The sequence below is a fragment of the Anabaena sp. CCY 0017 genome (genome assembly GCF_963920885.1).
Classification (GTDB): Bacteria; Cyanobacteriota; Cyanobacteriia; order Cyanobacteriales; family Nostocaceae; genus Nodularia.
In genome coordinates, this window is the sequence record NZ_CAWUDG010000017.1 from 88870 (window position 1) to 99153 (window position 10284).

General features: G+C 43.3%; 8 protein-coding genes and 1 pseudogene. 8 read left to right on the plus strand and 1 reads right to left on the minus strand.

Going from position 1 to position 10284, the window contains the following annotated elements:
* Positions 1-237 precede the first annotated feature (237 nt).
* The 6 genes from ACM0OW_RS18785 to ACM0OW_RS18810 all read left to right on the plus strand — a co-directional run bounded on the left by ACM0OW_RS18785 (position 238) and on the right by ACM0OW_RS18810 (position 8316).
* The gene (locus ACM0OW_RS18785; protein WP_414551669.1) at positions 238-1785 is read left to right on the plus strand and encodes an efflux RND transporter periplasmic adaptor subunit; all 1548 of its coding nucleotides are present in this window, start codon (positions 238-240) and stop codon (positions 1783-1785) included.
* 135 nt (positions 1786-1920) lie between these two features.
* Positions 1921-3129, plus strand: a complete 1209-nt coding sequence (locus ACM0OW_RS18790) for an ABC transporter permease (RefSeq protein ID WP_414551679.1) — start codon at positions 1921-1923, stop codon at positions 3127-3129.
* Between the two features lie 79 nt (positions 3130-3208).
* Entirely contained in the window at positions 3209-3880 is a 672-nt protein-coding gene (locus ACM0OW_RS18795) for an ABC transporter ATP-binding protein (RefSeq protein ID WP_414551670.1), read from the plus strand.
* A 57-nt stretch (positions 3881-3937) separates the two neighbouring features.
* The gene (locus ACM0OW_RS18800) at positions 3938-5356 is read left to right on the plus strand and encodes a TolC family protein (RefSeq protein ID WP_414551671.1); all 1419 of its coding nucleotides are present in this window, start codon (positions 3938-3940) and stop codon (positions 5354-5356) included.
* A 209-nt stretch (positions 5357-5565) separates the two neighbouring features.
* Positions 5566-7035, plus strand: a complete 1470-nt coding sequence (locus ACM0OW_RS18805) for an efflux RND transporter periplasmic adaptor subunit (protein WP_414551672.1) — start codon at positions 5566-5568, stop codon at positions 7033-7035.
* Positions 7036-7098: 63 nt separating this feature from the next.
* Positions 7099-8316, plus strand: coding sequence for an ABC transporter permease (locus ACM0OW_RS18810; protein ID WP_414551673.1), 1218 nt, complete (start codon positions 7099-7101; stop codon positions 8314-8316).
* 178 nt (positions 8317-8494) lie between these two features.
* Here ACM0OW_RS18810 and ACM0OW_RS18815 read toward each other — a convergent pair whose 3' ends face one another.
* A complete protein-coding gene (locus tag ACM0OW_RS18815; RefSeq protein WP_414551674.1) occupies positions 8495-9355 on the minus strand; it encodes an Rpn family recombination-promoting nuclease/putative transposase in 861 nt (286 codons plus the stop codon).
* Between the two features lie 100 nt (positions 9356-9455).
* On the opposite strand from ACM0OW_RS18815, the gene ACM0OW_RS18820 reads away from it, so the two are divergent.
* Positions 9456-9596, plus strand: a complete 141-nt coding sequence (locus ACM0OW_RS18820; protein WP_414551675.1) for a hypothetical protein — start codon at positions 9456-9458, stop codon at positions 9594-9596.
* 3 nt (positions 9597-9599) lie between these two features.
* Positions 9600-10284: pseudogene (locus ACM0OW_RS18825) on the plus strand (hypothetical protein); the annotation flags it as partial.

A 10284-nucleotide genomic window follows, 5' to 3' on the forward strand; every position in this document is an offset into this window, starting at 1 on the left:
CTTCCCAATGGAATCATCTTGATCATTTAAGACTCTTAGGTTTTAAAAATTGTGTCATAATTTTGTTTAAAATATACCCTTCCAATTCTTGATCTGGATTTAATCGCTACCCTACAGTCAGCCCTTTTCCTAGCGATAACTAGAAACTGACAAAATTGTAAGTATAGGGCTACCAGGCGACAGTTCTAGCGATTCAGAACTAGCTCGGTAGCCATTTTTTTTCAACTGGAACTTTATATGAAAATTGATACATCAAAACCAGTAGATTCTTCATCTGTGATCACAAAGGTAAATAAAAAGAGCCGAAAGCATTGGCTGTTTTGGTTACTCATCCTCGGACTTGTGGGTGGTGTTAGCTATGCGGTTTATTACCAATTAGCGGTTCGTCCTAGTCAACAAGCAAGAGAGCAGGTACTGACACAGCCTGTAGAAAGACAGAGTTTAACAATCACAGTTTCCGCAAATGGCACTGTGAAGCCTGAAAGGTCAATCAACCTCAGCCCTAAAAATTCAGGAATATTAAAAAGACTGTTGGTAAAGGAAGGAGATAACCTCAAAGAAGGGCAAATTGTCGCTTATATGGATGATTCCAACCTGCAAGGGCAACTCATCTCGGCTCGTGGACAACTGGCGCAAGCCCAAGCAAATCTCCAAAAATTAGAAGCAGGTAATCGCCCTCAAGATATTGCCCAAGCTCAGGCACAATTAGAAGAAGTACAAGCAAATCTGCGAAGGGCGCAAGCAGGTAATCGTCCTCAAGACATCGCCCAAGCCCAAGCCCGCTTAAATAGCGCTCAAACTAATTTAAATAGAGCAGAAGATGATTTCCGTCGCAACGAGCAACTATATAATGCTGGTGGCATTTCACTTCAGATTCTCAACCAAATTCGTGCAGATCGTGATAATGCCCAGTCTCAGGTAAATGAATCCCAACAAGCATTGGCGTTGCAACAAGCAGGATCACGTTCAGAAGATATTGATCAACTTAGAGCTACAGTCAAGCAGAGAGAGGAAGCTGTAGGACTTTTGAGAGCCGGAACGCGACAAGAAGACATTGATGCCGCGCGCGCTCAAGTGATGTCGGCTCGTGGTTCGCTACAAAACATTCAAGCCCAAATCAATGACACCATAATTCGCGCCCCTTTTGATGGTTTGGTAACGAGGAAATTTGCTGATCCTGGGGCTTTCGTAACTCCGACAACTGCTGGTAGTGATGTATCTTCTGCTTCTTCTTCTTCAATTTTGTCTCTAGCTTCTATCAATGAAGTAGTCACAAGTTTAGCTGAAACCAATATTTCTCAAATCAGCCTTGGTCAACCAGTCACAATTCGGGCTGATGCTTACCCAGGAGAAACCTTTGCCGGAAAAGTTAGTCAAATCGCGGCTCAAGCTGTAGTCGTGCAGAACGTTACCAGTTTTGAAGTGAGAGTATCACTGGTAGACCCCCAAAACCGACTGCGGTCGGGAATGAATGTGGAAGCCGAGTTTCAAGTAGATCAAGTGGAAGATGCTTTAGTTGTGCCTACTGCTGCGGTTGTGCGTCGAGAAAGTGGTACAGGTGTATTTGTCGCAGGATCTGATGGAGAACCTGTTTTTACTCGCATTGAGACTGGACTGACTGAGAATAACTTTACCCAAGTGAAGTCGGGATTGTCAGGAGATGAGGAAGTTTTGCTGAGTTTCCCGCCGGGATCACGTCCGCGATCTACACCACGAGGCGGTGGTATTCTTCCTGGTATGGGCGGCGGTGGCGGTGGTGGTCGCAATCGCGGTGGTGGCCGTTAATTTTAGTTTTAAATATATGTATCTTTTAGGTGAATTGTGAAGATTAGTTTTTTAACGAACCGCCAAGTCCAAGTACGCCAAGGGAACCAAGAGAGTTTACAAACTCGTTCTGTGCCATTACTAGAAATTTTGTCAATGGCAGTGGAAACACTTTGGAGTAATAAGTTACGCACAGGTTTAACTATGCTGGGTGTGATTATTGGTATTGCTTCTGTGATTGCTATTACTTCTGTGGGTCAAGGGGTACAAAGAGGGGTTGAGCAACAAATTCAAGCTTTGGGTACTGATGTCATTCAAGTTTTGGCTGGTACGGCTAGAGGGGGTAATGTTCGTCAAGGTTTGGGTTCTAGTAGTACTTTAACTTGGGAAGATGCTAAGGCGATCGCCACACAAGCCCCATCGGCTGAAGTTGTTTCTGCATACCTTCAACGCAATACACAAGTGGTTTATGGACAGCAAAATACTTCTACAACCGTTTTTGGTACAGATTTAAATTACCCAGAAGCGAGAAATACTTTTCCCCAGCAAGGGAGATTTTTTACTCAAGAAGAATTAGATAATGCGACACAGGTGGCTATTATTGGCCCTACAGTCCAGAGGACACTGTTTGGACAGGACGACAATATTCTCGGTGAGAGAATCCGCATTCAGGGTGAGCCTTATGAAGTGATTGGGGTGATGGAACCTAAAGGTTCTCAAGGACCGAATGACCGAGATGACCAAGTTTTTATTCCTCTCACCAGTATGTCGAGAAGAATAGTCGGCAACAATGCCCTCACAGGTATCTCTGTGAATGGGATGTTAATTAAATCTGGTAGTCCGGAAAAGTTAGAAGCGGCTCAGTTTCAAGTCACCAATCTGTTACGTCTACGCCACAACATTTATCCACCACAACCTGATGATTTTCGACTGACTAACCAAGCTGATATTGTCAGTACGTTTACAAATATTGTCGGTTTATTTACGGTCATGGTAGTGGCGATCGCCGGAATTTCCTTAGTCGTTGGCGGTATCGGTATTGCTAATATTATGCTGGTTTCTGTTGTGGAACGGACGCGAGAAATTGGCATTCGTAAAGCAGTTGGAGCCACCAATTCAGCCATTCTCAATCAATTTTTAGCCGAAGCGATCGTCATTTCCACATTGGGAGGAGCCATTGGCATGGGCGGTGGTATTTTAATTGCCTTTGGTGCTGCAACTGTGTTTAAATTTCCCTTTGTGATCTCAGTTCTATCAATCATCGCCGGGTTCGGATTATCTTTAGGCGTAGGCCTACTCGCTGGTGTAATTCCTGCCCGTAATGCCTCCAAATTAGATCCAATTACCGCTTTAAGAAGCGATTAGATAATTCGTAATGGGCTGCGCCCCGCTTCTCTGCGAGACGCTGCGCGAACGCTAACGTAATTCGTAGTTTGTAATTTATATGACCACAATGATTTGGATGGAGTCTATAACTAAAACTTACCATCTAGGAGAAATGACTGTTCCTATACTCAAGGGGATTCAACTCTCCATAGAAGAAGGGGAATATGTTTCTATTATGGGTGCTTCAGGTTCGGGTAAATCTACCTTGATGAATATTGTCGGGTGTCTGGATCGCCCCACGGCGGGAAACTATATTTTTGAAGGCAGAAATCTGACTACTTTCGATGACGATGAATTAGCGTATATCCGTAACCAAAGAATTGGCTTTGTTTTCCAGCAATTTAATTTATTAGCCAGGGCGACAGCGCTAGAAAACGTGATGCTACCAATGATTTATGCTAATTTACCTAAGCCAAAACGCCGAGAAAGGGCATTATCAGCATTAAATATGGTAGGACTAGGCGATCGCATCTCTAACCGTCCTAATCAACTTTCTGGGGGACAACAGCAACGAGTTGCGATCGCTCGTGCTTTGGTGAATCGTCCAGCTTTGGTTTTAGCGGACGAACCAACTGGTGCTTTAGATACCGAGACTTCCCACGATGTGATGAATTTACTCACAGAACTGAATGAGCAAGGAATCACCATTGTAATTGTGACTCACGAGCCAGATATTGCTGCTCAAACTCAAAGGATTATTCGTGTTCAGGATGGTTTGATAGTAGGCTAATTTTGTACGACAATTCTTATAATTACTGAAAAAACTGATTAATTACGACATCTCACTATGAATTTATCCTTATTTTGTATGCATTCTACCAGGTTGGCTGCGGCGATTATCGCTCTCCTGATTCCCAGTTTACCTAGCAGTGTAGCGGCTCAAACTCCCCCAGAGACCCAGCCTGATGCTGTGCAAGTTCCGGATTTTCTCAATCCTCATCCCAATCCTCTCCTTGTTCCCACTCGACCAGAAGAAGTGAAAATTCAGCGCACTCAGCCGATAACTTTAGCTGAGGCTTTGGAACTAGCTAAACGCAACAATCGAGAATTACAGGTAAGCATATTAGAGCTAGAACGTAGTCGTTCAGCATTAAGAGAGTCTCAAGCTGTTCTGTTTCCTAATGTTGATGTCCTCACTGGCTTGACTAACAGGGGTGATGGTTTTACTGGTGACGCATCTCAATCCAGCACTTCTTTTAATGGTGAAGCACGAATTAATTATGATCTTTATACCTCTGGTAATCGCCGAGCTAGTATCCGCGCGGCTGAGGAACAGCTAAGGATAGATGAATTAGATGTAGAGAATCGGTCTTTAGAAATCCGCCTAAATGTCACTACTCAATATTACAATTTGCAAGAAGCAGATGAACAAGTCAGAATTAATCGGTCGGCGGTAGAAAATTCCCAGGCTAGTTTGCGGGATGCTCAAGCTAGAGAACGGGCTGGAGTCGGTACGCGGTTTGATGTGCTGCAATCTCAAGTAAATTTGGCAAATGCTCAACAAAGCCTGACTAGTTCTCTTTCAAACCAGCGAATTGCCCGTCGTCAGTTTGCGGCTTTGTTAAATTTAGCACAGTCAGCCGAGATTAGTGCCGCAGATGCTGTCCAAGTGGCGGGACTTTGGCAACAAACCTTAGAAGAATCTATTATCCAAGCCTTCCAAAATCGTCCAGAATTACCACAGGCTTTAGCACAAGCTAATATTTCAGAACAACAGCGAAGACAGGCTCTTTCACAGCTAGGGCCGCAAATTAGTTTAAATGGCATTTACAACGTCTTCGATGGCTTTGACGATGGTGTAAGCCTGACTGATGGTTATTCTGTGGGACTCAGAGCCAGTTTAACTTTATTCGATGGGGGCGCAGCTAGAGCTAGAGCAGCACAGTCTAAAGTTAATATTGCGATCGCACAGAGCCAATTTGCAAGTCAGCGTGAACAAATTCGCTTTGATGTGGAACAATTCTATGCTCAATTACAGTCAAACTTAGATAACATCCAAACTTCTGGGGTAGCTTTAAATCAAGCCAGGGAAGCTCTGCGTTTAGCAAGATTGCGCTTTGACGCTGGCGTTGGGACTCAAACCGATGTAATTTTTGCCGAAAACGATTTGACAAGAGCTGAAGGTAATCGAGTCTCAGCAATTTTAGATTACAACCGGGCTTTGGCTAATTTACAAAGGACTGTAACATTCAGGAGTGTTAGATAATCAGAATGGCAAAATTAGCCAATCGGGTGAAGGCATAAATAAAGACTAAAAGCTAATATAAAGAAAGATTAAGCAACTGTAAAGCTGAATTTCAGTCTAGTTGTTTAGTTGATCAAGAAATATTGGTACTTAGTCCACACGTGTTTTAAATCCCGGCACTGGCTTTATCAATCTATTAAAGCCAAGTGATATTCGTAGGCTACTGATTTATGGTTACGCAAATAGAATTGCCTTTAATTGGCAAAGTTAAATATCCACTACGCTGGGGGATAGGGTTAATAGTTGCAGGTTCTTTAGCTGTAGGTACAACTATTACCTATAACCTGGCAAATCAGCGCAATCGTGAACAAAATATTACTGAATTAACTGTTCCTGTAGAAACACAAAATGTAACTTTAAGAATTACAGCCAGTGGTAAAGTTGTGCCGATTCAAAGTGTGAATATTAGTCCCAAAAACCCTGGGGTGCTGGCACAGTTATATGTCGAACAAGGCGATCGCGTCGAACAAGGCCAAGTTCTCGCGCGAATGGATGTAGGCGATATTCGGGCGCAAATCCTCCAGCAACGCGCCAATTTAGCTCAGGCACAGGCACAATTAGACCAAGCGCGTGCGGGGAGTCGTCCTCAAGAAATAGAGCAAGCTAAGGCGCGTTTAGCCCAAGCAGAGGCACAGTTAAGTCAAGCCCGTGCAGGAAATCGTGATCAGGAAATTGCCCAAGCACAGGCACAGGTAAATTCAGCCCAGGCACAGGTAAATCTCACCCAATCACGGGTCAGGCGTTATCAAGAATTAACCCAGCAAGGCGCAACTTCTCAAGACCAATTAGAACAGTTTATTAGTGAAGACCAAAGAGCAAAAGCGAGTTTAGAAGAAGCACAAAAACGACTTTCATTGTTAGAAGTTGGTAGCCGGAATGAAGAAATAACAGCTAGAGAAGCGGCTGTAACCGAAGCCCGCGCCGCATTGGTATTGTTACAAAATGGCAGTCGTCCAGAGGAAATTGCTCAACGTTTAGCAGCAGTCAAAGCGGCGGAAGCTCAAATTCAAGCGGCTGAAGTGAGATTACAAGATACTGTGATTCGTGCGCCTTTATCCGGTATTGTCACCCAGAAATATGCTAACGTTGGCGCTTTTGTGACTCCCACAACTTCCGCTTCTACCAGTGCATCGGCAACTTCTAGTTCCATTGTGGCAGTTGCACGGGGTTTAGAAGTGCTGGCTCAAGTCCCAGAGGTGGATATTGGTAGAATTAAACAGGGACAGCAGGTGGAAATTGTGGCTGATGCCTATCCTAATCAAGTATTTAAAGGTAATGTACGTTTGATTGCTCCCGAAGCTGTGGTAGAACAAGGTGTAACATCCTTTCAGGTGCGGGTAGCTCTGGATACGGGTATAGAGCAACTGCGTTCTGGCTTAAATGTGGATTTGACCTTTTTAGGCGATCGCCTCAGTGATGCGTTAGTTTTACCCACAGTAGCAATTGTCACCGAACAAGGACAAACTGGTGTCTTAGTCACAGATGAAAAAAATCAACCCCTATTTCGTGAAGTCACCATTGGGGCGCAAATCGCAGACCAAACTCAAATTTTACAGGGAGTGAAACAAGGCGATCGCGTATTTATCAACCCACCAAAAGACTACATAACCAAAAAGGCCAAAGAGCAGAATAACCAATAAAATCTTCCACGCATCTCTTAAAGTTACGAATTACGAATTACGAATTACGAATTACAAATTAATATGAATCTTTTAGAAAGTATGCAAATGGCAGGAAAAACCCTGCTGTCAAATAAATTGCGTAGCGCTTTGACAATGCTGGGAATTGTCATTGGTAATGCTTCAGTAATTGCCATGATTGGGATTGGCGAAGGTGGACAAAGGTTTGTTGCTCAACAATTGGAATCTTTAGGGCCAAATGTGTTATTTGTCATTCCAGGTAATCGAGCCAGTCAGCGCATTTCTAGAGAATTGCCAAAAACTTTAGTATTTGAAGATGCTGAGGCGATCGCGAATCAAGTCCCAACGGTAGCAGCAGTCACAGGAGAATTAAATAGTCGGGAGGTACTCACTTATCGCAATCAAAATACTAATGTAAATATCATTGGCACAACTCCCAGCTTTCTGACAGTGCGTAACTTTGAAATTGCCACAGGGCGATTTTTCACCGATGTAGATATGAGGCGCAATAACCAAGTTGTGGTCTTGGGCGCAGACTTAGCAGAAAGACTATTTGGTAATAGTAACTCCATCGGTCAGCAGTTGCGGATTAAAAATGCTAGTTTTCAAGTAATTGGGGTCTTAGAAAGCAAAGGCTCAAGCTTAGGTGTGAATTACGATGAAGCCGCTTTCATTCCAGTGATGACAATGGCTAACAGAATTGTGGGGCGAACTTCTCCCTTTGGATTAGAGTTAACTTATATAATCGTTTCAGCTAATAATACCGAGAGTGTGGATGCAGCAAAGTTTCAAATTACTAATTTGCTGCGTTTGCGGCACAAAATTACTGGAGAAGATGATTTCATGATCAATACTCAAAAGGATGCTTTGCAAACCGTTGGTCAAATCTCAGGTGCATTAACAATTATGCTAGCTGCGATCGCCGGGATATCATTATTTGTTGGTGGCATTGGTATCATGAATATTATGCTAGTTTCCGTCACCGAACGCACCCAAGAAATTGGACTGCGGAAGGCAATTGGCGCAACTGAACAAGATATTTTACTGCAATTCATTATTGAAGCGGTGATAGTTTCCGTCATCGGCGGTTTACTTGGGACTACAGTTGGTGTGAGTGGTATTGTATTGGTAGCAGTAGTCACACCCTTAGAAGCAGCAATTTCTCCCATAGCGATCGCAACAGCCGTTGGTGTCTCCGGCGGTATTGGTTTATTTTTTGGTGTCGTTCCCGCCCGGCGTGCTGCTCAACTTGACCCGATTGTAGCCCTCAGAAGTGCTTAGAGGATATTTGTCAAGTCTAATTTAATGTGAGTTCGACGGAACCTAACCCCAACCCCTTCCCTACAAGGCTACCGTGTACACACAAGTAGTGTCTGCAAGGGTTTCAAGCCTTATAGACCTTTAAATTGTCATTACGAGTGCAGCGATAGCGGAACGAAGTAATCGCATTTAGACTCGGTTAACCTCCTAAATTAGGTTGAGATGTATTCGCCAAATAATTGATTAAATCGCTTTGGCTAGAGAAATCTAACAACGCTTCAGCTAAATCCTCTAGTCGAGTAATAGATAGAGCGCGAATTTGCTCTTCTATTTCTGGTTCAATTGCACCAAGGCGACGTGTTAGCTGACGTAAAATCAGTTGTAGCGCCTCTTGTTTTTTCCCTCTTTCTTCTCCCTGTTGCAAACCTTTTTGCAAAATATCTTGGTAAATCACAGATTCTTGCATAATTTCCTCTCTAAATAGCTGTTGAATCAAACCTTTATCAAATCGCAAACCAGCTAGAACCTGAACACAAGCTGAAATATTCTGTCGCTCGTCTGTTACCTCAATCATATCGACACTAGCGGCGACTTGCGCTAATAAGTCCTGGGGTGAATTGGTTCTAGCCAATGTCGCCAGTGGTAAAAGTGCAGGATTCGCTAATAGGGGTGTGGGATCTTCTTCCCATAAGCGAATCACGCGATACTCATGTCTAGTTTTCTTGTCTACATACTGTGTATTAAACACAATTTCTGAGGAAGTGGGTTGTAAGAAAATCAACACCTGTTCAATATCACACCAATATTGGCGTTTTAATCTGGTGTAATAATCCAGCATCCGAAAATCGAGTGGATATGTGGAGTTTGGTGTGGTTTGAAACTCCAAATGTAAAATTTGGTTGGCGATTTGCAGAAATGTTACCGAATCAGCGCGAATGGGTTCCAGGTTCAATTCTGTTTTTAGGACTTGGATATCTGGGGTTTCAGATGCAAGTAACCATTGAGCAAATTCAGTGGGATACTTTTCGGCAAGGTATTTGCAGGTGTTATCGTAACTCAAGATTGCTGACTACGTGACTGTATTTATATATTAATGGTGAGAGTAGTGTATTTTACTCTGTCATAATAATAAAAGTGTGACATGATACCTGCACCTGCTAATGGACGAACAGCGCCAACAGGCTTATTCTCAGCTAATTGAAAGTTTGCTCAAATGCCCGGATGGAGAAGAACCAGAAATATTAGCGGCTCATACAGAATTACTGGATGCTGGCTTTTTGCAAATGTGGGAGAGAGTATAACTAATGTGGCGAATATTAAATTGGCTGAAAAATTTGGCAGGTTTACTAAATTCACCCAGGAAAACATCTCAAGCAGATGGTGAGACTTCCACTTTCACCTCAGATGATATAAACGTTTATGGGCAATTTTTACAAGAGGTATTTTTAGCAACAGCAGAAAGCAACGGTGATCCTCAAGTAATTTACCCCTTGCTGGCAGCCAATACTGATAAACTCAATCCTATTTTTGCAGAATTATTGCGTCTTTGGGCAACAAAAACCCTAGTAGAAGTTGAAACAGACACAGCAACATCCATCGCCGCAGTAATTGTTGAATTGAGTAATCTGATTCAGCAGTTTCCCTTGGGTAGCAAAGCCAACAACATGGAAATTGCTATTGCTGGCTACGAAATCGCCCTTACTGTTTACACCCGCACTGCCTTTCCTGAAAAATGGGCTGCAACGCAAAATAATCTGGGGAATGCATACTTATACAGAATATTAGGAGAACGAGCGGAGAATCTGGAACTGGCGATCGCCGCTTATCAACAAGCTCTGTCAGTCAGAACCCGCACTGCCTTTCCTGAAAAATGGGCTGCAACGCAAAATAATCTGGGGAATGCATACTTATACAGAATATTAGGAGAACGAGCGGAGAATCTGGAACTGGCGATCGCCGCTTATCAACAAGCTCTGTCAGTCAGAACCC

Coding starts and splice junctions, on each gene's coding strand:
- ACM0OW_RS18785 (WP_414551669.1), top strand. CDS start 238: ATGAAAATTGATACATCAAAACCAGTAGATTCTTCATCTGTGATCACA.
- ACM0OW_RS18790 (WP_414551679.1), top strand. CDS start 1,921: ATGGCAGTGGAAACACTTTGGAGTAATAAGTTACGCACAGGTTTAACT.
- ACM0OW_RS18795 (WP_414551670.1), top strand. CDS start 3,209: ATGACCACAATGATTTGGATGGAGTCTATAACTAAAACTTACCATCTA.
- ACM0OW_RS18800 (WP_414551671.1), top strand. CDS start 3,938: ATGAATTTATCCTTATTTTGTATGCATTCTACCAGGTTGGCTGCGGCG.
- ACM0OW_RS18805 (WP_414551672.1), top strand. CDS start 5,566: ATGGTTACGCAAATAGAATTGCCTTTAATTGGCAAAGTTAAATATCCA.
- ACM0OW_RS18810 (WP_414551673.1), top strand. CDS start 7,099: ATGAATCTTTTAGAAAGTATGCAAATGGCAGGAAAAACCCTGCTGTCA.
- ACM0OW_RS18820 (WP_414551675.1), top strand. CDS start 9,456: ATGGACGAACAGCGCCAACAGGCTTATTCTCAGCTAATTGAAAGTTTG.